We start from the raw sequence: 21,254 nt of genomic DNA, 5'->3' as shown, positions 1-21,254 counted from the left end.
ACCCGAAGCGTACAGGATAGCGACATTCCTTGCAGCGCTGACCAGAGTACCCGAGCCCTCCCTTGACGGTTGTTACCGTATGTATCACTGCCCATACAAAACCGGCGCCCCATTCACGCAGGAAGGGGACGCCGGTCACGGGTCACGCAAGTGCTCACGTACTCAAGCCTTGTTGTCGAGCGCCACCAGTTGCTCGTCCGTCATCGGCCCCGTGCCGCTGTACTTGTCCAGGAACAAATAGATGACGGGAGTGATGAACAGGGTAATCACTTGCGAGAACAGCAATCCGCCGACCACGGCCAGGCCCAGCGGCTGGCGCAGCTCGGCGCCGGCGCCCAGGCCCAGGGCGATCGGCAAGGCGCCCATCAGGGCTGCCGCCGTCGTCATCATGATGGGACGGAAACGCAAAATGCACGCCTGGCGGATGGCCTCAGGTGGGCTCATGCCTTCGTTGCGCTGCGCATGCAGGGCGAAGTCGATCATCATGATGGCGTTTTTCTTGACGATACCGATCAGCATCAGGATACCGATGATGGCGATCATGGTCAGGTCCATGCCGAACAGGCGCAGGGTCAGCAGCGCGCCCACGGCCGCCGATGGCAAGCCGGCCAGGATGGTCAGCGGGTGGATATAGCTTTCATACAGCACGCCGAGCAGCACATAGATCACGACCAGCGCGGCAATGATGAGGATGATCTGACTAGCCTGCGAGCTCTGGAACACGGCCGCGTCGCCGCCATAGCGCGTGATGATGGAGGCCGGCAAGCTCATGTCCTTGGCCATCGCATCGATCTTGCCCGTGGCGATGCCCAGCGGCACGTCCGGCGCCAGGTTGAAGGCGATGGTGACGGCCTGCAACTGCCCCTGGTGGTTGACGGACGTGGGCCCGATCGTGCGTTCCACATAGGCAATACTCGACAGTTTCACCAGTTCGCCCGTCTTGCTGCGTACGGACACGCGCGTGAGCGCATCGTCATACTGGCGGTCGGCCGTGGCCGCCTCCAGGATCACGTAATAGCTGGCGGCCGATGAATAGATGGTCGACACTTGCCGCTCGCCAAAGGCGCTGTACAGGGCCGTGCGGATATCGGACATTTGCACGCCCAGCAGGTTGGCCTTGTCGCGGTCGATTCGAAGCGATGCCTGCAAGCCCTTGATCTGCGAATCGCTGGTGACGTCGCGGAAGGCGGGATCCGTACGCATGCCGGCAATAAACTTTTCCGCCCAGTCATTCAGGGCGTCGGGACTGACACTTTGCAAAGTGTACTGGTAGCGGCTCTTGCTCTGGCGCCCGCCCAGCTGCAAGTTTTGCACGGGCCGGAAATACACGGCCATGCCGGGCACGGTGCCCGCCGCGCGGCGCAGGTTTTCCAGCACCACGGGCATTTTCGGCCGCTCGCTGCGCGGCTTCAAGACCATGAACATGCGGCCCGTGTTGCCGCCGCCGACGAACGACGTCACGTCCTGCACGCTCGGGTCCGCCTTGAGCACGGCCGCCACGCGCGCTTGCAAATCCTGCAGCGCCGCAGAGGAGATGTCTTCCGACGCTTCCGTATTTACCTGGATCTGGCCCAGGTCTTCCTCGGGGAAGAATCCTTTCGGAATGGTCGCGTACAGCAGCACCGTCAGCGCAAAGGTGCACACGGCAACGAACAGCACCACGTTGCGGTGCGCCAGGGCCTTGTCGAGCAGATGCACATAGCCGTTGCGCAATGCCGTGAAACCCGCTTCGAAATGGCGGCCGATAAAGGTTTTCTCGCCATGGCTCGGGTCGCTGTCATTATGCTCGCGCGAGTCGGCAGGCAGGAAGCGGCTGGCCAGCATCGGCACCAGGGTCAGCGACACAATGGCGGACACCAGCACGGCCAGCGAGACGACGACGGCGAACTCATGGAACAGCAAGCCGATCACGCCCGGCATGAAGAAGATGGGGATGAACACGGCCACCAGCGAGACGGAAATCGAAATGATGGTAAAGCCCATCTCCTTCGCCCCTTCGAGGGCCGCGCGTATCGGTTTCTTGCCCATCTCGATATGGCGCACGATGTTTTCCAGCACCACGATGGCATCGTCGACGACGAGGCCGACGGCCAGGGTGATGCCCAGCAGGGATACGTTGTCGAGGCTGTAGCCGAGCCAGTACAGCAGGGCCAGCGCGCCGAGCAGCGAGATCGGCATGGTGACGGCCGGAATGAAGGTGGCGGCCGCGCGGTGCAGGAACAAAAAGATCACCAGCACCACCAGCACCACCGTCAGGGCCAGGGTCAGATTCACGTCGTGGATGGCTTCGCGGATCGACAGCGAGCGGTCGTTGACCAGGCTGATCTGTATCGACTGCGGCAATTGCTCCTTGAAGCCCGGCAGCAATCGGCGCACGCCATCGACCACTTGCACGGTGTTGGCGTCCGGTTGGCGCTGCACCATCAGGCTGATCGAGCGCTCGCCATTGAAACTGCCGACGGCCTTGATCGATTGAAAGCTGTCTTCCACCTCGGCCACGTCTTTCAGGCGCACGGGCTGGCCATTGCGGCTGGCGACGATCAGTTCGGCAAAATCGGCCGCTTTCATCATTTGCGGATTGCCCTGGATGGTCAGGGTCTGGCTGGGGCCGTCAAGGATGCCCAGCGGGGAATTCGTGTTCGAGGTGCGCAAGGCAATGGCCAGCTCGTCCATCGTCAGGTTGCGTGCATTCATCAGGTCGGCACGGGCGCGCACACGCACGGCAAAGCGCTTCTGGCCATTGACGATGACCTGGGCGACGCCGGGCAGGGTCGACAGGCTCGGCGCGATCAGGTTTTCCGCATAATCGTTGAGGTCCGACAAGTTCAACGAAGGCGACGTCATCTGGATGAACAGCACCGGCGCATCGGCCGGATTGACCTTGCGGTAGGACGGCAAGTCCGTCATTTCCGTCGGCAACTGGCGCTGCGCGCGCAGCAGGGCCGCCTGCACGTCGACGGCCGCCTCGTTGACATTGATGCTGGCGTCAAACTCCAGGGTCAGCGAGGTATTGCCCAGGGTACTCGTGGATGTGATCAGGCTGAGGCCGGAAATGGTGGAAAATTGTTTTTCCAGCGGCAAAGCCACCGACGAAGCCATGGTTTCCGGGCTGGCACCGGCCAGGTCGGCACTCACGTTGATGACGGGCGTGTTGTAGCTCGGCAAAGCCGCCACGGGAATTTGCAGGTAGGCCAGCACGCCGGCCAGGATGATGGAGAGGGACAGCAGCACCACCATGACGGGGCGGCGGATGCTCAGTTCGGACAGGTTCATGCTGGCTTGCCCTGCGCTGCGGCGGCGCCATCGGCAGCCTTGTGTTTTTCCGCCAGGCGCACCTTGCTACCCGGACGCAAATTCTGCTTGCCATCGACGATGACTTTTTCATCGCCGGACAGGCCGGTGACGACGGTGTTCGGTCCGAATGCGTACACGCGGGCAACCTTGCGCATCTTGGCCGTGCTGTCCGCTTCCATCGAGTACACAAACGTACCGGCGGTACTCGTGATGATGGCGTTTTGCGGGATCACCAGCGCATCCTTGAGGGTGCGCACGGTCAGCTGCGTATTCACGTACTGGCCTGGCCACAAGTCGGTGCCGCCATTATTGAAGCGGGCCTTGATCTTGATCACGCCCGTGGCGGGATCGACGGCATTGTCGATAAAGTTCAGCTTGCCGTCGAGCTGCTTGCCGCCCGCGTCCGACAACAGCGCCGTGACAGGCACCTCGCCCGCCTTTTGCGCCGCCAGCAAGCCGGACAAGCTGCTTTCCGGCAAGGTGAAGGCCACATCGATCGGGTCGAGCTGGGTGATGCTGGTCAGCGACGTGGTCGGCTGCACCAGGCTGCCCGCGTAGACATTAATGGCGCCCACCCGCCCCGCCTGCGGTGCGCGCAGGACGGTGTAGCTGGAATCGACCTGGGCGGCGCGCAAGGCGGCCTGGTCGGCGGCCAGCAAGGCGCGTGCCGCGTCGAGCTGGCTTTGCAGGGTGTCGACGGCGCCCTGGGCGATGAAATTCTTGCTCAGCAAATCCTGGTTGCGCTTGAGCTGGCGCTCGAAATCCTGTACCGAGGCGCGGTCGCGCAAGACCTGCGCCTGTGCCTTGTCGACATTCGCATGCTCGCTGCGCGCGTCCAGCGTAAACATCAGCTCGCCCTGCTTGACGAACTGGCCTTCGCGTATATGCACCTTGCTAATCGTGCTGGTCGTCTGCGGGTGCAAGTCGACGCTGCTGATCGGCATCACGCTGCCATTGGCTTGCAGCACCATCGGCACATCCTCCCGCACGGGCGCGACCACGCTCACCGTCGTCGGCGCCTGCCCGCCCTTGCCCCCTTTGCCATCCTGCCCACCGGCCGCCGCGCCGGACGGATGAGTGAAATACCAGATGCCGCCACCGATACACAGGGCCGCAGCCACGAGGATTGCCAGACTAGTCTTTTTCATTGTTCTGTCACGCTGTCGCAGCGCAGGGCTGCAGGTTGAATGTAGTTGCCAGGGAGGCATAAAGCACAATATTGTCGCACGGAAATGCTCACTTTCCTGCGTAATACTCTGGCACGATGAGGGTGACTTCCAGTCCACCGTCGACGTGATTGGACAGCAAAACCGTGGCGCCGTGCTGCTCGGCGATATTGCGCGCGATGGTCAGGCCCAGGCCCGTGCCGCCCGACTCGCGCGAACGCGACGTCTCGATACGGTAAAACGGTTCGAACACCTTGGCCAGCTGATCTGGCGCAATGCCCGGCCCGCCATCACGGATGCGGATGCGCGCGGCACCGGGGATGCGCTCGACGGTGACTTGCGCGTACTGGCCATATTTGACGGCATTGTCGATCAGGTTCACCAGGCAGCGCCGCATGGCGATCGGGCGCGCCATCAAGGCCATACTGGCTTGCCCGGCCAAGGTGACATTCTGGCCGGCATCGGCCGCGTCGGAGCAGACGCTGTCCAACAGGGAATCGAGATCGAGCGCCTGCATCGCTTCCGTGCTATCCATCGAGCGGGCCAGGTCCAGCCCTTCCTTGACCATGCTCTGCATGGCAGACAGGTCGCCCACGAGGCGGTCATACAATTCCGTATCGGCCACTTTTTCCAGACGCAGGCGCAAACGCGTGAGCGGCGTCTGCAAGTCATGCGTGATGGCGGCCAGCATCTGTGTACGCTGGGAAATGTGCTGGCGGATGCGCGCCTGCATGGCGTTGAAGGCGGCGCTGGCCTGGCGGATTTCGCTGGCGCCCGACAGGGTCAGCGGCGGGTGGTTGATGTCGTTGCCCAGGTCTTTCGCCGCCTGCGCCAGCTGCTTGAGCGGGCGCATGGTCATGCGCGTGACCAGGTAGGCGAGGATGGCAATGCTGATCAGGAAAGGCAGCAAGGTCATCCAGTCGTTATGTTCATTGAATGGCGGCTGCTGGCGCGGCGGCAAGACCATCAGGCGCAGCACGTGGCCATCCTGCATGCGCACGTCGAGGTTTTCGCAGGTGCCGCCCCATGGCTTGGCGGAAAACATGCCCGGTGATTTACGCGGTTCGATACAGGCGGCCGGGCGTTCGGCCAGCGCGCTGACCTTGAAACCTTCACCCAGTTTGGCTTGCAGGGCGGTGGAAAATTCCGTCGGCTTGCCCGGTACATGCTCGACATCGGGACGCAATTCCAGACGCACGCTGCCCTTGTTGGCCACCTTCAGGTAGGCGGCGCGCGAGGCCAGCGGCACCACGTCGGCCGCCATCACCAGCTGCTCGGCCCGCTCGACGGCGTGGTAATCGCGGTATTGCTCGATGGCGCGCTGGCGTTCGCCCACGGCCAGCCACTGCGTCAGCGCGGCCGAAGCGACGATGCCGATCAGCAAAAACACGAAGACTCTGCCCGTCATCGAGCCCAGGAAGGCCTTCACGCGTGCGGCTCCACATTGACCTGGCCGGCCAGCACGTAGCCGCCGTTGCGCACGGTCTTGATGATTTGCGGCAAGCGCGCGTCTTCGCCGAGTTTTTGCCGCAGGCGGCTGATCTGGATATCGATCGAGCGGTCGAACGGGTCCGCGTCGCGGCCCTGCGTCAGGTTCAGCAGCTGGTCGCGGTTGAGCACGCGGTTCGGGTGCTCGAGGAAGACGCGCAGCAGGCGGAATTCCGCGCCCGACAGCATGATCACCAGGCCGCTGGGATTGAGCAGGTGGCGCGCCGTCAAGTCCAGGGTCCAGCCGGAAAAGCGGATTTGCTGCGCCTTGTCCGACGGCACGTTCGACGGCATGGCATGGCTGCGGCGCAACACGCTGCGTATGCGCGCCAGCAATTCGCGCGGCTCGAACGGTTTCGGCAAATAATCGTCGGCGCCCATTTCCAGGCCCAGGATGCGGTCCAGCGGTTCATTGCGCGCCGTCAGCATGATCACCGGCACCGTCGATTGGGCGCGCAGCTTGCGGCACAAGGTCAGGCCGTCGTCACCGGGCAGGTTCAAGTCGAGCACGATCAAATCGGGCCGCGTTTCATCGAGGATTTTCCACATGGCCGTGCCATCTGCCGCGCCCAGGGTGCGGTAGGCGTTCGTTTCCAGGTAGTCCGCCAGCAAGCTGCGGATATCGCGGTCATCGTCGACGATGAGAATTGTAGAAGTGGGTTCCATGGTACGAATTATCCCCACTTCCCCCGGCCTTGCACAACGCATTTGTATCGTCTTGTATATAGAAGACCCGAAGAAACATATAGATACAAACTGTCTGGCAGCGGACACTTCGGGGAAACATGGCGCGTCCAACATGGATTCATGTGCAGCGACATGTACATCCCTCACTTTACAAAGGAATCCAGATGAACGCCTCAATGAAGACTTTACGCAAGAATTTGATCATCGCCATGAGCGTACTCGGCATGAGTGCGGCATCGCTGACCGTCCACGCCCAGGAAGCGGCCGCCAGCGCGCCTGCCGCCAGCACCAAGATGCAACATGAAGGCCAGCGCGGCCAGCACCGCGGAGGCAATCCCGCCGAACGCATGGCCAAGTACCAGGCCCGCCTGCACGACAAGCTGAAGCTGACGGCCGCCCAAGAACCGGCCTGGGCCACGTTCACGGCCGCCAACGCACCGAAAAAGCCGATGGGCGACTGGAAAGCCAAGCGCGAAGCGATGGCCAAGCTGTCGGCGCCGGAACGCATGGAACAATGGATCGCCATGTCGAAGGAACGCATCGCCGACCAGGAAAGCCGATTGGCCTCGCTGAAAACGTTCTACGCCGTGCTGACGCCGGAGCAAAAGAAAGTGTTTGACGACAGCGTGCCTGGCGGCAAAGATGGTGGAATGCGCGGCCACCATCGTGGTCATGGTGCGCACCATAAAGCAGGCTGAGCGCAGGTCGGATTAGCGGCGGAACGCCGCGTAATCCGACAACCTTGTTGATGTGTGCGGTGATGTCGGGTTACGCCCTGACGGGCTAACCCGCCCTACTCCTCCAGCTTGCGCAACGAGGTAAGGAAAGTGGCCGCATTCTGAAAGCCGATCACGCGCGACTGGGCGATTTCCTGTCCCTGCGGGTTGAACATGATGATGCCCGGCGGACCGAACAGCTGAAAACGTTTCAGCATGGCCTTGTCGTCCGCGTCATTGGCCGTCACGTCCACTTGCAGCAGCACGGCTTTCCCCATCTTCTCGCGCACGGCGGGATCGACGAAGGTCAGTTTTTCCATCTCGATGCACGACACGCACCAGTCCGCATAAAAGTCCAGCAAGGCCGGCTTGCCGTTCAGCTGTGCCAGCGCCGCATCGAGCTGCGCCACGGTCTTTACACGCGTAAATGGTTGCGCATGGACCTGGCCACCACCGAGGTGCGCCAGCGGCGCCAGCGGGTCGCGGCCACCGCTGGCCACACCGACCAGTTGCATCGCACCCAGCACGGCGAACACGACGCCGAAGGCCTTGGCGACCCAGGCGTTCTTCGCGCCGCTCTTGCCCACCAGCAGATACATGCCGTAGCCGACGAACAGCACCGTCCAGCCCAGCATCTGCACGGCGCCCGGCAGCACGGGCGAGACCAGCCACCAGGCCACGCCCAGCTGCAGCACGCCAAAGAAGCGCTTGACGGCATCCATCCACGCGCCCGCGCGCGGCAACAAGGTGCCGGCCGACACGCCCACCAGCAGCAGCGGCACGCTCATGCCCACGGCCATGGCAAACAGGGCGCTGCCACCGATGACGACGTCGCGCGTCTGGCTGATGTACAGCAAGGCGCCAGCCAGCGGCGCGGCCACGCATGGCCCCACGATCAAGGCGGAAATGGCGCCCATGACGAACACGCCCGCCAGGCGGCCCGACGATTGCTGGTTCGACACGGACGTCAGCTTGCCTTGCAGGAAAGCCGGCACTTGCAGCTCATAAAAACCGAACATCGACAGGGCCAGGCCCGCCATCAGCAAGGCAAAGAAACCGAGCACCCACGGGTTTTGCAGTTGCGCCGCCAGGCCTTCGCCCGCCAGGCCGGCCGCCACGCCCAGCGCCGTGTAGACGATGGCCATGCCCAGCGCATAGGTCAGCGACAGCAGCAAGCCGCGCGAGCGGCTGACCTTGGCGCCATCGCCGATGATGATCGACGACAAGATCGGCACCATCGGCAGCACGCACGGCGTAAAGGCGAGGCCCAGGCCCAGCAGCATGAACAGGGGCACGATGACGAGCAGCTTGCCGCCCTTCAGTGCCGCTTCGATCTTGCCCATTTCGCTTTGCGCAGGCGCGGCGCTTGCCGCTACGGGGGCCGCCGCCACCGGCTCGGCCGTGCTGGTGATGTCCGCCTGGGGAATGCTCATCACGGACACGCCAGGCGACGCTTGCGCCTGCGGACCGTTGACGGCAGCCGTGTCGACGGCGGGAGCTGCCGGCAAGGCGAATTTCGACGGCAAGCCGCCCGGCGCCATGCTCTGGCCGCCACCACCGCCCACCAGCTGGGCCGTGGCATCCTGCGGCGCATAACACAGGCCCTTGTCGGAGCAGCCCTGGCCCGTCGCCTTCAGGGTGAACGCGCCGGCCGCTTCCACGGGAATCGTGATGGTCAGCGTCTTGCGGAACGTTTCCACGTTCTTCTGGAAAGTATCGTCAAACTTGACTTTGCCAGCCGGATACACGGGCGTGCCCAGCTTGGCGCCCACGGCCTCGAACTTGAAGCGCTCGTGGTACATATAATAGCCATCGGCGATCACATAGGTGACGGCGATGGTGGACGGATCCTGCATGCGGGCGGAAAACTTGAAGGCCAGCTCGGGATCGAGGAATTCATCGTCGGCACGGGCATGATTGGCGCCAAAGACGGCCATGGCCAGCAGCAAGCTGGTGGCAAACCACAGCAACAGTTGACGTAGGGGAGCGGCGCGCGCGGTGGCGCTGGAGGGGAAACGGGACATGAACGACCTTTTTCTGCGGCATCAGCTGTGCCATTCAACAAGAGACGCGCGGGGCGTGCAGTGGCTGCAGGGCCGGCGCGAAAGAAGAATAGTACACCGCAGCAAGGATAGCTGCAGCAGAAAACAAAAAAGCCAGGCTAAGCCTGGCTTTTCTTGAAGCGGCTACTGGGATTACTCGCCAGCAACTTCAACTGCTTCGGTCGTATCTGGACGATCCATCAGTTCAACGAACGCCATAGGAGCGTTATCGCCGACGCGGAAACCCATTTTCAGGATACGTACATAACCACCGTTACGGTTGGCGAAACGTGGGCCCAGTTCAGCGAACAGTTTGACGACCATTTCACGGTCGCGCAGGCGGTTGAAGGCCAGACGCTTGTTTGCCAGGGAGTCGGTTTTGCCCAGGGTCAGAATTGGCTCGACAACGCGGCGCAGTTCTTTTGCTTTTGGCAGGGTGGTTTTGATCGCTTCGTGACGCAGCAGCGATACTGTCATGTTGCGCAGCATTGCCAGACGGTGGGACGAGGTACGATTCAGTTTACGGAGGCCGTGACCGTGACGCATGGTAAATCCTTTCGGTAGTGAGTTTAAATCCAGTTCTTCGATCAATGAAACCAGGGTTTCATCGCGGACCGGTTTGGTACTTCAAAAATAAAAGCCTGGGACACCTGTCCCAGGCAGTTTGCTACAAACTTCGAATTACTTTTCCAGGCCGGCAGGCGGCCAGTTTTCCAGCTTCATGCCCAAGGTCAAGCCGCGCGATGCCAGCACTTCCTTGATTTCGTTCAGGGACTTGCGGCCCAGATTTGGCGTTTTCAGCAGTTCGTTTTCCGAACGTTGGATCAGGTCGCCGATGTAGTAGATGTTTTCCGCTTTCAGGCAGTTCGCCGAACGCACGGTCAACTCCAGATCGTCGACTGGACGCAACAGGATAGGATCGACCAGCGGAGCGCGCGATGGCGCTTCGGCGGCGGCTTCCGTGCCTTCCAGGGCGGCGAACACATTCAACTGGTCCACCAGAACGCGGGCCGACTGGCGGATCGCTTCTTCCGGCGAGATCACGCCGTTGGTTTCGATGTTGATGATCAGCTTGTCCAGGTCGGTACGCTGTTCAACGCGGGCCGATTCAACGAAGTACGATACACGGCGCACTGGCGAGAACGACGCATCCAGAATGATGCGGCCGATGGTCTTGTTCGTGTCTTCCGACAGGCGACGCACGTTACCAGGAACGTAGCCGCGGCCTTTTTCAACCTTGATCTGCATGTCCAGCTTGCCACCAGCGGTCAGGTGGGCGATCACGTGGTCAGGGTTGATCAGTTCGACGTCATGCGGCAGGTCGATGTCGGAGGCCAGGATCGCGCCTTCGCCTTCTTTTTTCAGGGTCAGGGTTACCGAATCGCGGTTGTGGACTTTGAAAACCACACCCTTCAAGTTCAGCAACAGATCGACGACGTCTTCTTGCACGCCATCGAGGGAGGAATATTCGTGGACGACGCCAGCGATCGTCACTTCGGTCGGCGCGTAGCCTACCATCGACGACAGCAGGACGCGGCGCAACGCGTTACCCAATGTGTGGCCATAGCCGCGCTCGAACGGTTCCATCACGACTTTGGCGTGACCTGCACCGAGAGCTTCAACATCGATAATACGTGGCTTCAACAAACTGTTTTGCATGAAATGTCCTTTTCAATACCCTCGGCTCATTACACCGATAAGGCTGATGGCATTAGTGAAACGCCCACTTTACAAAAGCAAAGTGGGCGGAGATCTTGCTACTGACTACTATTAACGCGAGTACAGCTCGACGATCAGCGATTCGTTGACGTCGTTAGCGATTTCGTTACGCTCTGGCAGGGACTTGAAGGTACCTTCCATTTTCTTGGCATCAACCGAAACCCAGCTAGGCATACCAACTTGTTCAGCCAGCGACAGTGCTTCAACGATACGCACTTGCTTTTTCGATTTTTCACGAACAGCAACGATGTCGCCAACTTTGACTGCGTACGAAGCGATGTTCACAACGATACCGTTCACGGTGAACGCTTTGTGGCTGACCAATTGACGCGCTTCAGCGCGGGTCGAGCCAAAGCCCATGCGGTAGCAAACGTTGTCCAGACGCGTTTCCAGCAACTTCAACAGCGTTTCGCCGGTGTTGCCTTTACGACGGTCTGCTTCAGCGAAGTAGCGGCGGAATTGACGTTCCAGCACGCCGTACATGCGCTTGACTTTTTGCTTTTCGCGCAGTTGGTTACCGTAGTCCGAGGTGCGGGCGCCGGATTTGACACCGTGCTGGCCTGGCTTGACGTCCAGTTTGCACTTGCTGTCCAGCGAGCGACGTGCGCTCTTCAGGAACAGGTCTGTACCTTCACGGCGGGAAAGTTTTGCTTTAGGTCCGATATAACGTGCCACGATACTTCCTTTTTTTAAATGATAACGCCCCAGCCACATGCATGATCAAACACACTGATGCGGTTAGGCGCTAGTCTGATTTGGTTTCAATCAGACGGTGGCTGAAAACGAAAAACCCGTCAAACAGAATTTGACAGGCAAGAACAGCCGGGCAGTATAACCGTTTCCGGCTCCCTGCTCCAGCGTTTTCACACAACTGTACTGAGTTACAACAGACAGCAAAGCAGCTGGCGCCGAAGCGCCCTCTGCAACACTATCTTAGATACGACGACGTTTCGGTGGACGGCAACCGTTGTGCGGTACCGGCGTCACGTCCTGGATCTCGGTGATCTTGATGCCCAGGTTGTTCAGCGCGCGAACGGCGGATTCACGACCAGGACCTGGGCCCTTGATACGTACTTCCAGGTTCTTGACGCCACACTCAACAGCCACTTTACCAGCGGCTTCCGCGGCGACCTGCGCTGCGAATGGGGTCGATTTACGCGAACCCTTGAAGCCTGCACCGCCGGAGGTAGCCCACGACAAGGCATTGCCTTGACGATCGGTGATGGTAATGATGGTGTTATTGAACGATGCGTGGACATGTGCGATGCCTTCAGCGACGTTCTTTTTAACTTTTTTACGCACGCGTGCTGATGCGGCGTTATTTTGCGACTTAGCCATAATTATTCCCTAGCGGATTATTTTTTCAGCGATTGAGCGGCTTTACGCGGTCCCTTGCGGGTACGTGCGTTCGTACGCGTACGCTGGCCACGGCAAGGCAGACCCTTACGATGACGCATGCCGCGGTAGCAACCCAGATCCATCAAACGCTTGATGTTCATGGACAGTTCACGACGCAGATCGCCTTCGACGATGAATTTACCTACTTCATCGCGCAGCTTTTCCAGTTCGCTGTCATCCAGATCTTTGATCTTTTTGTTGGTTGCTACACCGGTCGATGCACAGATTTTCTCTGCGCGTGGACGGCCCACACCGTAGATGGCCGTCAGGCCGATAACGGTATGCTGATGATTTGGGATATTAACCCCTGCAATACGTGCCATTTGTTATTCCTCGATTAACCTTGACGCTGCTTGTGACGTGGTTCCACGCAGATAACGCGGACTACGCCTTTGCGCTTGATGATCTTGCAGTTGCGGCAGATCCGCTTGACTGATGCGAGAACTTTCATTTTTGGGCTCTTTCTTTCGCTTCTTTGGTTTGATTCAGTGTGTTACTTGGTACGGAACACAATGCGGGCTCGGCTCAGGTCGTACGGCGTTAACTCCACCGTCACCTTGTCTCCAGGGAGAATGCGAATATAGTTCATCCGCATTTTACCTGAAATATGCCCGAGCACCACGTGTCCGTTCTCCAGCTTCACTCGAAATGTTGCATTTGGGAGATTCTCAAGAATCTCGCCCTGCATCTGTATGACGTCGTCTTTTGCCATTCGGTATGTTTACCGCGCTTAACGCGTCGGAATTCCGCCCTTGAAATTTGCTTTGCGCAGCAGTGAATCATATTGCTGCGACATCACGTAGTTCTGTACTTGCGCCATGAAATCCATGGTGACAACTACAATAATCAATAAAGAAGTACCGCCGAAATAGAATGGTACTTTCCACTGGGCTTGCATAAATTCCGGCAATAAACACACCAGGGTGATGTAGACTGCGCCGGCAAGTGTCAAGCGTGTCAGGATCTTGTCGATGTAACGGGCTGTCTGCTCGCCTGGACGAATCCCGGGAATGAACGCACCGCTTTTCTTCAAGTTATCCGCTGTTTCCTTGCTGTTAAAGACCAGCGCTGTATAGAAGAAACAGAAAAACACGATCGCCACTGCGTACAACAGCGCATGGATAGGCTCACCAGGCCCCATCGATGCTGCCAAATCTTTCAAGAACCGCACCGCAGGGTTAGCGTTGTCGGCGCCCTTTGAAAACCAGTCCACGATAGTGGCCGGGAACAAGATGATCGAAGAAGCAAAGATCGGCGGGATCACGCCGGCCATGTTCAGCTTCAACGGCAAATGGCTGGTTTGACCGCCATAAATCTTGTTGCCTACCTGGCGCTTCGCGTAATTGACCAATATTTTGCGCTGACCACGTTCGACGAATACAACGAAGTACGTTACCAGTGCTACCAGGATCACGATGAAAATCGCGCTGAAGCTGCCGATCGAACCATTCGACACCTGAGTGAACAAGCCACCCAACGCCGACGGCAGACCTGCTGCAATCCCGGCAAAAATGATGATCGAGATGCCATTCCCCAAGCCACGCTCGGTAATTTGCTCACCCAACCACATCAAAAACATTGTTCCGGTCAACAAAGTGACGACCGTCACGAAGCGGAATGCAAGACCAGGTTCCAACACCAGACCAGCTTGCGACTCCAGTGCGACTGCAATGCCTAACGCTTGGAACAGTGCCAGGGCAACCGTGAAATACCGGGTGTACTGGGTGATCTTGCGACGACCTGCTTCGCCTTCTTTTTTCAACGCTTCCATCTGCGGTGACACGATCGACAGCAATTGCATGATGATCGAGGCCGAGATATAAGGCATGATACCCAGCGCAAACACTGTAAAACGAGACAAGGCACCGCCCGAGAACATGTTGAACATGCCCAGGACGCCGCCTTCGTGCTCCTTGAACAGCGAGGCTAATTGTGTCGGGTCAATCCCGGGAACCGGGACGTGAGCACCGATACGATAAACCACCAATGCGCCAAGCAAAAACCAGAGCCGTCCCCAAGGGAAACCGGCCGCTGCACTTTTAGCAAGTTGTGGATTAGTCGCCAATTTTCGCTCCGATCAAGCTGTTAGCGGTCAACTCAGGCTACCGAGCCGCCGGCTGCTTCGATGGCTGCTTTCGCGCCAGCGGACACTTTCAAGCCCTTCAAATTCACCGCTTTGGTGATTTCGCCGGACAAGATCACGCGCACGTCACGGGCCAACACGCCCAGAACGCCAGCTTGCTTCAAGACCAGAATGTCGACATCGCCAACAGCCAGGTTGTTCAGATCGGACAGGCGCACTTCAGCTTTGAAGGTTGCGTGCATCGATTTGAAACCGCGCTTAGGCAGACGGCGTTGCAGAGGCATCTGACCGCCTTCGAAACCGACTTTATGAAAGCCGCCCGAACGCGATTTCTGACCTTTGTGACCACGACCCGAGGTTTTACCCAGGCCGGAGCCGATACCGCGACCGACGCGACGCTTGTAGTGCTTAGCGCCTTCGGCTGGTGCAATAGTATTCAATTCCATGATTTGCTCCGTTCGTGTAAGCCCGAAGGCTTACCCGACAACTTTAACGAGATACGATACTTTATTGATCATGCCGCGTACGGATGGGGTGTCTTGCAATTCGGAAACCGAATTTACACGACGCAGACCCAGACCGCGCACGGTAGCGCGATGCGATTCGCGCGTACCGATCAAGCCCTTGACCAATTGCACTTTGACTGTGTTTGTCATTTTGTCCACCTTAAGCCAGAATGTCTTCGACCGACTTGCCGCGTTTGGCAGCGATATCGGAAGCAGTGCTCATTTTCGACAGGCCGTCCAGCGTAGCGCGTACCAGGTTGTATGGGTTGTTCGAACCGGTGGATTTCGCCACCACGTCCGTCACACCCATCACTTCGAAGATAGCGCGCATTGCGCCACCAGCGATAACGCCAGTACCAGGCTTAGCTGGGTTCATCAGGACCTTGGAGGCGCCGTGACGACCAACAACCGTGTGATGCAAGGTGCCGTTTTTGAGCGGTACTTTGATCAGGTTGCGACGGGCTTCTTCCATTGCCTTCTGCACGCCAACTGGCACTTCTTTCGATTTGCCCTTGCCCATGCCGACGCGGCCATCGCCATCACCAACTACGGTCAGCGCGGCGAAACCCATGATACGACCACCCTTGACCACTTTGGTCACGCGGTTGATCGCGATCATTTTTTCGCGCATGCCATCATCCGGCTTGTCGCTTTGCATTTTTGCTTGCATTTTTGCCATGATTGATCCTTAGAACTTCAGACCGGCTTCGCGTGCGGCTTCTGCCAACGCTTTCACACGGCCGTGGTAACGGAAACCGGAGCGGTCAAACGCAACTTCGGTAATCCCTGCTTTCAACGCTTTTTCAGCGACGCGCTTGCCGATCAAGGCTGCAGCAGCGGCATTGCCGCCTTTGCCGGATTGGCCTGCCAGTTCAGCGCGAACTTCCGCTTCAGCCGTCGAGGCCGAAACCAGGACTTTAGCGTCCGGGCTGATCAGGTTGGCGTAAATGTGCAGGTTGGTGCGATGCACCGACAAGCGATTTACTTTCAATTCCGCAATCTTGATGCGGGTTTGGCGTCCGCGGCGAAGCCGTGATTCTTTCTTATCCATCGTCAGCCCCTAATTACTTCTTCTTGGTTTCTTTAAGCTTAACCACTTCGTCCGCATAGCGAACGCCCTTGCCTTTATAAGGCTCAGGAGCGCGGTAAGCACGAACTTCAGCGGCTACCTGGCCAACCTGTTGACGGTCGATACCTTTAATCAGGATCTCGGTCGGGGTTGGTGTTGCGCAGGTAACGCCAGCTGGCATGTCATGCACTACAGGGTGCGAGAAACCCAGGGACAGATTCAACTTGTCGCCTTGAGCTTGCGCCTTGTAACCCACGCCTACCAGGTTCAGCTTTTTCTCGAAACCCTTGGTGACGCCAACAACCATGTTGTTGACCAGTGCGCGCAGCGTGCCGGACATGGCATTGGCTTCGCGGCTGTCGTTCGCCACGTCGAAACTCAGGGTTCCTGCATTGTTTTCTACTTTGACCTGGCCGGTGAGAGCCTGGGAAAGTACGCCCAGCGGGCCTTTTACGGTGATCGCTTGTGCGGAGATGGCGACTTCGGCGCCAGCTGGCACTACGATAGGCATTTTAGCTACTCGAGACATGTGTAACTCCTTAAGCCACGTAGCAAATAACTTCGCCGCCGACACCGGTAGCGCGTGCTTTGCGGTCAGTCATGACGCCTTGCGGAGTCGACACGATCGCCACACCCAAGCCATTCATCACAACAGGGATCTCGTCTTTACCCTTGTAGACGCGCAGACCCGGACGGGACACGCGCTCCAAGCGCTCAATGACGGGACGGCCAACATAATACTTCAAACCGATTTTCAGTTCCGCTTTGCCACCAGCTTCGGCAACAGCGAAATCTTCAATGTAACCCTCGTCCTTCAGGACGCTGGCAATCGCAATTTTGACTTTCGACGATGGCATGGCCACGGTCGTCTTTTGCACGCCTTGTGCATTGCGAATGCGGGTCAGCATATCGGCGATAGGATCGCTCATACTCATTGCATATTCTCCTATTACCAGCTTGCTTTTGTCATACCCGGAATTTCACCACGCATGGCGAATTCACGGAGCTTGATACGACCCAGACCGAATTTACGGAATGTGCCGCGCGGACGACCAGTGATGGCGCAACGGTTACGTTGACGCGTCGGGTTCGAGTTACGTGGCAGCGCCTGCAGTTTCAGGCGAGCTTCGTAGCGCTCTTCTTCCGATTTCGATTGGTCATCGACGATGGCCTTGAGAGCTTCGCGCTTAGGGGCGAATTTCGCCACCAGGTCAGCACGCTTGATCTCACGATTAATCAGTGACAGTTTGGCCATGATCAGTTCCTGAAAGGGAATTTAAAGGCGGCGAGCAAAGCTTTGGCTTCGTCATCGGTCTTAGCGGTTGTCGTGATGCTGATATTCATACCGCGCAACGCGTCAATCTTGTCGTATTCGATTTCAGGGAAAATGATCTGTTCCTTGACACCGATGTTGTAGTTGCCACGACCATCAAATGCACGGCCGTTCACACCACGGAAATCGCGTACGCGCGGCAGAGCCACGGTAATGAAGCGATCCAGGAACTCGTACATGCGAGCGCCGCGCAGGGTGACCATCGTACCGATCGGGTAACCTTCACGGATTTTGAAGCCTGCGATCGCTTTGCGGGACTTGGTGGTCACTGGCTTCTGGCCGGCGATCTTGGTCAAGTCAGCAACTGCGTGCTCGAGAACTTTTTTATCCGCGATAGCCTCACCAACACCCATGTTCAGGGTGATCTTGGTCAGGCGTGGAACTTCCATTACCGACTTGTAACCAAACTTGCTGGTCAGGTCGGCAACGACTTTTTCTTTATAGAATTCTTGGAGACGTGCCATGATTTCTTAAGCCTTCACTACTTCGCCGGAGGATTTAAAGATGCGAACTTTCTTGCCGTCCACTTCTTTGAAACCCACGCGATCTGCCTTGCCAGTCGCTGCATTAAACAATGCAACGTTGGACACGTGAATTGGCATGGTCTTATCGACGATACCACCAGTTACGCCAGTCATCGGGTTTGGCTTAGTCGCTTTTTTAGCGATGTTAATGCCGTCAACCACGATATGTTCAGCATCGATACGCTGCTGCACCACACCACGTTTGCCCTTGTCTTTCCCGGTCAGAACGATGACTTCGTCGTTTTTACGAATCTTATCCATTACGACTCCTTACAGGACTTCCGGTGCCAGGGACACGATTTTCATGAACTTCTCAGTACGCAGTTCGCGTGTGACAGGTCCAAAAATACGGGTACCGATCGGTTCCAGCTTGGCGTTCAACAGAACGGCGGCGTTGCCGTCGAACTTCACCAGGGAACCGTCTTGGCGGCGAACACCTTTAGCGGTGCGCACAACCACGGCGTTATAAATTTCACCTTTTTTGACACGGCCACGTGGCGCAGCAACCTTAACGGTTACCTTGATCACATCGCCAATGCCAGCATAACGGCGCTTGGAGCCGCCCAATACCTTGATGCACATTACTTCTTTGGCACCGGTATTGTCAGCCACTTCGAGCCGGCTTTCAGTTTGAATCATAGTATTCTCTTTCCCAACTTAAGCCGAAGAATCCACACAATGTAGACCCACGGTCAGTCTTGGTCCCGCCAGAGCCGCCCTGCTGGGCTTCACTGTTTGGGTGCATGACCTTCATACATCAACTGACCGCGAATGCTACTGTCTGTGGCCAGACACTTTGCGGCGTTACATGAACGAAGCCCGCAAGTATTACATACAATTTGCGGGCCTGCAAGTACTAATTAAAACCCACCGCCGAAACGGTGGCTTTTATTTAAACGGTTGGTGCGGCTTGAACCACACGTGTCACCGTCCATGCCTTCGTTTTGGAGATCGGGCGACCTTCCTGGATCTCGACCGTATCACCGGCCTTGACTTGGTTGGTCTCGTCATGCGCGTGATACTTGTTCGAGCGCATGATGATCTTGCCATACAAAGGATGTTTTACGTGGCGCTCGATCAGAACGGTAACGGTCTTGTCCATCTTGTCCGAAACCACTTTACCGATCAGCGTGCGCTTGAGCGACTGTTTCACTGGTTCGTTCATTTGGCTTCCTTCAGATTCATTACCGTCTTCACACGCGCGATATCGCGGCGTACCTTCTTGAGCTGCGAAGTGTTGCTCAGCTGCTGCGTAGCGATTTGCATGCGCAGGCCGAACTGTGCCTTCAACAGGTCATTCAGCTCTTTTTGCAGAGCTGGCTGGTCCTTGCCGCGGAGTTCAGATGCTTTCATATACAACTCCAATTATTGGCCGACTTGGCGGATGACAAACGTCGTCGCCAGTGGCAGTTTAGCGGCGGCAAGACGGAATGCTTCCCGTGCCAGCGCTTCATCAACGCCATCCATTTCGTACAGTACTTTGCCTGGCTGAATTTCAGCGACGTAGTACTCAGGATTACCTTTACCGTTACCCATACGGACTTCAGCCGGTTTGTTCGAAATCGGTTTGTCCGGGAAGATACGGATCCAGATACGGCCACCGCGCTTGATGTGACGCGTCATTGCACGACGCGCCGCTTCAATTTGACGCGCAGTGATACGACCGCGCGCAACTGCCTTCAGACCGAATTCGCCAAACGACACGGCGGTGCCGCGGCTGTGCGAAATACCGGTATTACGGCCTTTCTGCTCTTTACGATACTTTCTGCGTGCTGGTTGCAGCATGATTATTCTCCTGCTTTCTCAGCTGGTGCTGCTGCGGCGGCCGGTTTAGCGGCGGTACGCACACGTGCACCTGGTGCTGTGGATGGTTTCGCACCGGCACCGGCTGGACGTGGACGGCCAGCTGGCTTGCCATCGTCACGGCGTGGGCCGCGGCTTTTCTTCTCGTCAGCTGGGGTATCGATGACTGGTGCATCGCCGTTAGGCGCGCGGTCACCTTTGTATACCCACACCTTGACACCGATGATGCCGTAGGTGGTCGACGCTTCGCTGGTACCGTAGTCGATATCGGCGCGCAGGGTATGCAGAGGCACGCGGCCTTCGCGGTACCACTCTTTACGTGCGATTTCGATACCGTTCAGACGGCCGGAGGACATGATCTTGATACCGAGAGCACCCAGGCGCATTGCATTTTGCATTGCACGCTTCATGGCGCGGCGGAACATGATCCGTTTTTCCAGCTGCTGAGCGATCGAATCGGCGATCAGTTGCGAGTCGATTTCTGGCTTGCGAATTTCTTCGATGTTCACGTGAACAGGTACGCCCATGATCTTGGTCAGCGCCGACTTCAGTACTTCGATGTCTTCGCCTTTTTTACCAATGACCACGCCTGGACGCGAGCTGTAGATCGTGAAGCGCGCGTTCTTGGCTGGGCGCTCGATAACGATGCGGCCAACGGATGCGTTCTTCAGTTTCTTTTTCAGGTAAGCACGTGCTTTCAAGTCTTCGTTCAGCATGGCAGCGAAATTACCGTTGCCTGCATACCAGCGCGAAGCCCAGTTACGGGTGACCGCCAGACGGAAACCGGTTGGATGAATTTTCTGACCCATCGTGGCTCCTTAGTTACCGACAGTCACGTAAACGTGACAGGATTGTTTCGAAATACGGTCGCCACGGCCTTTTGCACGCGCGGTGAAGCGCTTCAGGACGGGGCCCTTTTCGACGTAGATCGTTTTCACGAACAATTCGTCGATGTCCGCACCATCATTGTGCTCGGCATTCGCAATAGCGGATTCCAGAACGCGTTTGATGATCGCAGCACCTTTTTTCGGGCTGAATTGCAAGATGTTGAGTGCAGCGTCAACTTTCTTGCCACGGATCAGGTCAGCAACCAGGCGGCCCTTTTGGTCCGACAGGCGCACACCTTTGAGGATAGCTTTAGTTTCCATTATTTCTTAGCCTTTTTGTCAGCTGCATGGCCCTTGAACGTACGGGTCAGTGCGAATTCGCCGAGCTTGTGACCAACCATGTTTTCGGAAACATAAACCGGCACGTGCAGCTTGCCGTTATGAACCGCGATCGTCAGGCCGATGAAGTCAGGCATGATTGTCGAACGACGCGACCAGGTTTTGATTGGCTTTTTGTCTTTGGCTGCTTGCGCGGCTTCAACTTTTTTCACCAGGTGGGCGTCACAGAACGGCCCTTTTTTCAATGAACGTGTCATGTG

At 57.9% G+C, this 21,254-nt stretch carries 30 protein-coding genes; 1 reads left to right on the top strand and 29 read right to left on the bottom strand.

Features of this window, described 5'->3' with window-relative positions; translation table 11 throughout:
• Positions 1-162: 162 nt before the first annotated feature.
• From OPV09_RS03605 to OPV09_RS03590, 4 genes are all read right to left on the bottom strand, one after another.
• The gene (locus OPV09_RS03605) at positions 163-3,273 is read right to left on the bottom strand and encodes an efflux RND transporter permease subunit (RefSeq protein ID WP_034753227.1); all 3,111 of its coding nucleotides are present in this window, start codon (positions 3,271-3,273) and stop codon (positions 163-165) included.
• Positions 3,270-4,442, bottom strand: coding sequence for an efflux RND transporter periplasmic adaptor subunit (locus OPV09_RS03600; protein WP_338680567.1), 1,173 nt, complete (start codon positions 4,440-4,442; stop codon positions 3,270-3,272). The genes OPV09_RS03605 and OPV09_RS03600 overlap by 4 nt, the downstream gene beginning before the upstream one ends.
• A gap of 88 nt (positions 4,443-4,530) precedes the next feature.
• On the bottom strand, positions 4,531-5,889 hold the full coding sequence (locus OPV09_RS03595) for an ATP-binding protein (RefSeq protein ID WP_034753225.1): 1,359 nt from the start codon (positions 5,887-5,889) through the stop codon (positions 4,531-4,533).
• Positions 5,886-6,614, bottom strand: coding sequence for a response regulator (locus tag OPV09_RS03590; protein ID WP_034753223.1), 729 nt, complete (start codon positions 6,612-6,614; stop codon positions 5,886-5,888). Before OPV09_RS03590 ends, OPV09_RS03595 begins: the two co-directional genes overlap by 4 nt.
• Before the next feature lie 185 nt (positions 6,615-6,799).
• On the opposite strand from OPV09_RS03590, the gene OPV09_RS03585 reads away from it, so the two are divergent.
• The gene (locus OPV09_RS03585; RefSeq protein ID WP_338680565.1) at positions 6,800-7,333 is read left to right on the top strand and encodes a Spy/CpxP family protein refolding chaperone; all 534 of its coding nucleotides are present in this window, start codon (positions 6,800-6,802) and stop codon (positions 7,331-7,333) included.
• 95 nt (positions 7,334-7,428) lie between these two features.
• Here the strand turns inward: OPV09_RS03585 and dsbD are convergent, their stop codons facing one another.
• The 25 genes from dsbD to rpsS form a co-directional block, all read right to left on the bottom strand.
• The gene (dsbD, locus tag OPV09_RS03580; RefSeq protein ID WP_338680563.1) at positions 7,429-9,375 is read right to left on the bottom strand and encodes a protein-disulfide reductase DsbD; all 1,947 of its coding nucleotides are present in this window, start codon (positions 9,373-9,375) and stop codon (positions 7,429-7,431) included.
• A gap of 171 nt (positions 9,376-9,546) precedes the next feature.
• Positions 9,547-9,939: a 50S ribosomal protein L17 gene (gene rplQ, locus OPV09_RS03575; RefSeq protein WP_034753219.1), complete on the bottom strand. Its 393-nt coding sequence runs from the start codon at positions 9,937-9,939 to the stop codon at positions 9,547-9,549.
• Positions 9,940-10,074: 135 nt separating this feature from the next.
• Positions 10,075-11,052: a DNA-directed RNA polymerase subunit alpha gene (locus OPV09_RS03570; protein WP_008444343.1), complete on the bottom strand. Its 978-nt coding sequence runs from the start codon at positions 11,050-11,052 to the stop codon at positions 10,075-10,077.
• Between the two features lie 111 nt (positions 11,053-11,163).
• A complete protein-coding gene (rpsD, locus tag OPV09_RS03565; protein ID WP_010394478.1) occupies positions 11,164-11,787 on the bottom strand; it encodes a 30S ribosomal protein S4 in 624 nt (207 codons plus the stop codon).
• Between the two features lie 258 nt (positions 11,788-12,045).
• Positions 12,046-12,450 (bottom strand): 30S ribosomal protein S11, encoded by a 405-nt coding sequence (rpsK, locus tag OPV09_RS03560; protein WP_010394475.1) that lies wholly within the window; start codon positions 12,448-12,450, stop codon positions 12,046-12,048.
• 17 nt (positions 12,451-12,467) lie between these two features.
• On the bottom strand, positions 12,468-12,833 hold the full coding sequence (gene rpsM, locus OPV09_RS03555) for a 30S ribosomal protein S13 (protein WP_046681666.1): 366 nt from the start codon (positions 12,831-12,833) through the stop codon (positions 12,468-12,470).
• A 14-nt stretch (positions 12,834-12,847) separates the two neighbouring features.
• Positions 12,848-12,961, bottom strand: coding sequence for a 50S ribosomal protein L36 (rpmJ, locus tag OPV09_RS03550; RefSeq protein ID WP_010394471.1), 114 nt, complete (start codon positions 12,959-12,961; stop codon positions 12,848-12,850).
• Positions 12,962-13,003: 42 nt separating this feature from the next.
• Complete coding sequence (infA, locus tag OPV09_RS03545; RefSeq protein ID WP_005663428.1) at positions 13,004-13,222, bottom strand: translation initiation factor IF-1; 219 nt, start codon at positions 13,220-13,222, stop codon at positions 13,004-13,006.
• An 18-nt stretch (positions 13,223-13,240) separates the two neighbouring features.
• Positions 13,241-14,575, bottom strand: a complete 1,335-nt coding sequence (secY, locus tag OPV09_RS03540; protein WP_010394438.1) for a preprotein translocase subunit SecY — start codon at positions 14,573-14,575, stop codon at positions 13,241-13,243.
• Between the two features lie 32 nt (positions 14,576-14,607).
• A complete protein-coding gene (gene rplO, locus OPV09_RS03535; protein ID WP_034753211.1) occupies positions 14,608-15,039 on the bottom strand; it encodes a 50S ribosomal protein L15 in 432 nt (143 codons plus the stop codon).
• 30 nt (positions 15,040-15,069) lie between these two features.
• The gene (gene rpmD / locus OPV09_RS03530) at positions 15,070-15,249 is read right to left on the bottom strand and encodes a 50S ribosomal protein L30 (protein ID WP_010394435.1); all 180 of its coding nucleotides are present in this window, start codon (positions 15,247-15,249) and stop codon (positions 15,070-15,072) included.
• A gap of 10 nt (positions 15,250-15,259) precedes the next feature.
• Positions 15,260-15,778 (bottom strand): 30S ribosomal protein S5, encoded by a 519-nt coding sequence (rpsE, locus tag OPV09_RS03525; protein WP_010394433.1) that lies wholly within the window; start codon positions 15,776-15,778, stop codon positions 15,260-15,262.
• Between the two features lie 9 nt (positions 15,779-15,787).
• Positions 15,788-16,150: a 50S ribosomal protein L18 gene (gene rplR / locus OPV09_RS03520; RefSeq protein ID WP_010394431.1), complete on the bottom strand. Its 363-nt coding sequence runs from the start codon at positions 16,148-16,150 to the stop codon at positions 15,788-15,790.
• Positions 16,151-16,163: 13 nt separating this feature from the next.
• A complete protein-coding gene (gene rplF, locus OPV09_RS03515; protein WP_034778281.1) occupies positions 16,164-16,697 on the bottom strand; it encodes a 50S ribosomal protein L6 in 534 nt (177 codons plus the stop codon).
• Positions 16,698-16,707: 10 nt separating this feature from the next.
• On the bottom strand, positions 16,708-17,103 hold the full coding sequence (gene rpsH / locus OPV09_RS03510) for a 30S ribosomal protein S8 (protein WP_034753208.1): 396 nt from the start codon (positions 17,101-17,103) through the stop codon (positions 16,708-16,710).
• A 14-nt stretch (positions 17,104-17,117) separates the two neighbouring features.
• Entirely contained in the window at positions 17,118-17,423 is a 306-nt protein-coding gene (gene rpsN, locus OPV09_RS03505; protein ID WP_010394423.1) for a 30S ribosomal protein S14, read from the bottom strand.
• Between the two features lie 2 nt (positions 17,424-17,425).
• The gene (gene rplE, locus OPV09_RS03500) at positions 17,426-17,965 is read right to left on the bottom strand and encodes a 50S ribosomal protein L5 (RefSeq protein ID WP_010394421.1); all 540 of its coding nucleotides are present in this window, start codon (positions 17,963-17,965) and stop codon (positions 17,426-17,428) included.
• 6 nt (positions 17,966-17,971) lie between these two features.
• The gene (gene rplX / locus OPV09_RS03495) at positions 17,972-18,286 is read right to left on the bottom strand and encodes a 50S ribosomal protein L24 (protein ID WP_034753204.1); all 315 of its coding nucleotides are present in this window, start codon (positions 18,284-18,286) and stop codon (positions 17,972-17,974) included.
• A 9-nt stretch (positions 18,287-18,295) separates the two neighbouring features.
• Positions 18,296-18,664: a 50S ribosomal protein L14 gene (gene rplN, locus OPV09_RS03490; protein WP_008444317.1), complete on the bottom strand. Its 369-nt coding sequence runs from the start codon at positions 18,662-18,664 to the stop codon at positions 18,296-18,298.
• 253 nt (positions 18,665-18,917) lie between these two features.
• Entirely contained in the window at positions 18,918-19,190 is a 273-nt protein-coding gene (gene rpsQ, locus OPV09_RS03485; RefSeq protein WP_010394415.1) for a 30S ribosomal protein S17, read from the bottom strand.
• Entirely contained in the window at positions 19,187-19,378 is a 192-nt protein-coding gene (gene rpmC / locus OPV09_RS03480) for a 50S ribosomal protein L29 (RefSeq protein WP_010394412.1), read from the bottom strand. Before rpmC ends, rpsQ begins: the two co-directional genes overlap by 4 nt.
• Positions 19,379-19,390: 12 nt before the next feature.
• Positions 19,391-19,810, bottom strand: a complete 420-nt coding sequence (rplP, locus tag OPV09_RS03475) for a 50S ribosomal protein L16 (RefSeq protein ID WP_034753201.1) — start codon at positions 19,808-19,810, stop codon at positions 19,391-19,393.
• A gap of 2 nt (positions 19,811-19,812) precedes the next feature.
• Positions 19,813-20,637 (bottom strand): 30S ribosomal protein S3, encoded by an 825-nt coding sequence (gene rpsC / locus OPV09_RS03470; protein ID WP_034753199.1) that lies wholly within the window; start codon positions 20,635-20,637, stop codon positions 19,813-19,815.
• 9 nt (positions 20,638-20,646) lie between these two features.
• Positions 20,647-20,979 carry a 50S ribosomal protein L22 gene (rplV, locus tag OPV09_RS03465; RefSeq protein WP_170840583.1) on the bottom strand — a complete coding sequence of 111 codons (333 nt, stop codon included), beginning with the start codon at positions 20,977-20,979 and terminating at the stop codon, positions 20,647-20,649.
• A complete protein-coding gene (gene rpsS / locus OPV09_RS03460; RefSeq protein WP_008444295.1) occupies positions 20,976-21,251 on the bottom strand; it encodes a 30S ribosomal protein S19 in 276 nt (91 codons plus the stop codon). The genes rplV and rpsS overlap by 4 nt, the downstream gene beginning before the upstream one ends.
• Between the last annotated feature and the right edge of the window lie 3 nt (positions 21,252-21,254).

Source organism: Janthinobacterium sp. TB1-E2 (assembly GCF_036885605.1).
In the GTDB taxonomy this organism is placed as follows: domain Bacteria; phylum Pseudomonadota; class Gammaproteobacteria; order Burkholderiales; family Burkholderiaceae_D; genus Janthinobacterium; species Janthinobacterium aestuarii.
Note: the sequence above shows the minus strand (reverse complement) of the source record. Positions and strands in the feature narration are given on the sequence as shown.

Excerpts from the sequence above, each read along its gene's own strand:
- rpsS (WP_008444295.1), bottom strand. The coding sequence starts at position 21,251 with ATGACACGTTCATTGAAAAAAGGGCCGTTCTGTGACGCCCACCTGGTG.
- rpsQ (WP_010394415.1), bottom strand. The coding sequence starts at position 19,190 with ATGAACGAACCAGTGAAACAGTCGCTCAAGCGCACGCTGATCGGTAAA.
- rplP (WP_034753201.1), bottom strand. The coding sequence starts at position 19,810 with ATGCTGCAACCAGCACGCAGAAAGTATCGTAAAGAGCAGAAAGGCCGT.
- rpsK (WP_010394475.1), bottom strand. The coding sequence starts at position 12,450 with ATGGCTAAGTCGCAAAATAACGCCGCATCAGCACGCGTGCGTAAAAAA.
- OPV09_RS03605 (WP_034753227.1), bottom strand. The coding sequence starts at position 3,273 with ATGAACCTGTCCGAACTGAGCATCCGCCGCCCCGTCATGGTGGTGCTG.
- rplF (WP_034778281.1), bottom strand. The coding sequence starts at position 16,697 with ATGTCTCGAGTAGCTAAAATGCCTATCGTAGTGCCAGCTGGCGCCGAA.
- rplQ (WP_034753219.1), bottom strand. The coding sequence starts at position 9,939 with ATGCGTCACGGTCACGGCCTCCGTAAACTGAATCGTACCTCGTCCCAC.
- OPV09_RS03570 (WP_008444343.1), bottom strand. The coding sequence starts at position 11,052 with ATGCAAAACAGTTTGTTGAAGCCACGTATTATCGATGTTGAAGCTCTC.
- rpsC (WP_034753199.1), bottom strand. The coding sequence starts at position 20,637 with ATGGGTCAGAAAATTCATCCAACCGGTTTCCGTCTGGCGGTCACCCGT.
- rplO (WP_034753211.1), bottom strand. The coding sequence starts at position 15,039 with ATGGAATTGAATACTATTGCACCAGCCGAAGGCGCTAAGCACTACAAG.
- OPV09_RS03585 (WP_338680565.1), top strand. The coding sequence starts at position 6,800 with ATGAACGCCTCAATGAAGACTTTACGCAAGAATTTGATCATCGCCATG.
- dsbD (WP_338680563.1), bottom strand. The coding sequence starts at position 9,375 with ATGTCCCGTTTCCCCTCCAGCGCCACCGCGCGCGCCGCTCCCCTACGT.
- rplR (WP_010394431.1), bottom strand. The coding sequence starts at position 16,150 with ATGGATAAGAAAGAATCACGGCTTCGCCGCGGACGCCAAACCCGCATC.
- rpmJ (WP_010394471.1), bottom strand. The coding sequence starts at position 12,961 with ATGAAAGTTCTCGCATCAGTCAAGCGGATCTGCCGCAACTGCAAGATC.
- rpsH (WP_034753208.1), bottom strand. The coding sequence starts at position 17,103 with ATGAGTATGAGCGATCCTATCGCCGATATGCTGACCCGCATTCGCAAT.
- OPV09_RS03590 (WP_034753223.1), bottom strand. The coding sequence starts at position 6,614 with ATGGAACCCACTTCTACAATTCTCATCGTCGACGATGACCGCGATATC.
- infA (WP_005663428.1), bottom strand. The coding sequence starts at position 13,222 with ATGGCAAAAGACGACGTCATACAGATGCAGGGCGAGATTCTTGAGAAT.
- rpmD (WP_010394435.1), bottom strand. The coding sequence starts at position 15,249 with ATGACAAACACAGTCAAAGTGCAATTGGTCAAGGGCTTGATCGGTACG.
- rplE (WP_010394421.1), bottom strand. The coding sequence starts at position 17,965 with ATGGCACGTCTCCAAGAATTCTATAAAGAAAAAGTCGTTGCCGACCTG.
- OPV09_RS03600 (WP_338680567.1), bottom strand. The coding sequence starts at position 4,442 with ATGAAAAAGACTAGTCTGGCAATCCTCGTGGCTGCGGCCCTGTGTATC.
- rpmC (WP_010394412.1), bottom strand. The coding sequence starts at position 19,378 with ATGAAAGCATCTGAACTCCGCGGCAAGGACCAGCCAGCTCTGCAAAAA.
- rpsM (WP_046681666.1), bottom strand. The coding sequence starts at position 12,833 with ATGGCACGTATTGCAGGGGTTAATATCCCAAATCATCAGCATACCGTT.
- rplN (WP_008444317.1), bottom strand. The coding sequence starts at position 18,664 with ATGATTCAAACTGAAAGCCGGCTCGAAGTGGCTGACAATACCGGTGCC.
- rpsN (WP_010394423.1), bottom strand. The coding sequence starts at position 17,423 with ATGGCCAAACTGTCACTGATTAATCGTGAGATCAAGCGTGCTGACCTG.
- rpsE (WP_010394433.1), bottom strand. The coding sequence starts at position 15,778 with ATGGCAAAAATGCAAGCAAAAATGCAAAGCGACAAGCCGGATGATGGC.
- rplX (WP_034753204.1), bottom strand. The coding sequence starts at position 18,286 with ATGGATAAGATTCGTAAAAACGACGAAGTCATCGTTCTGACCGGGAAA.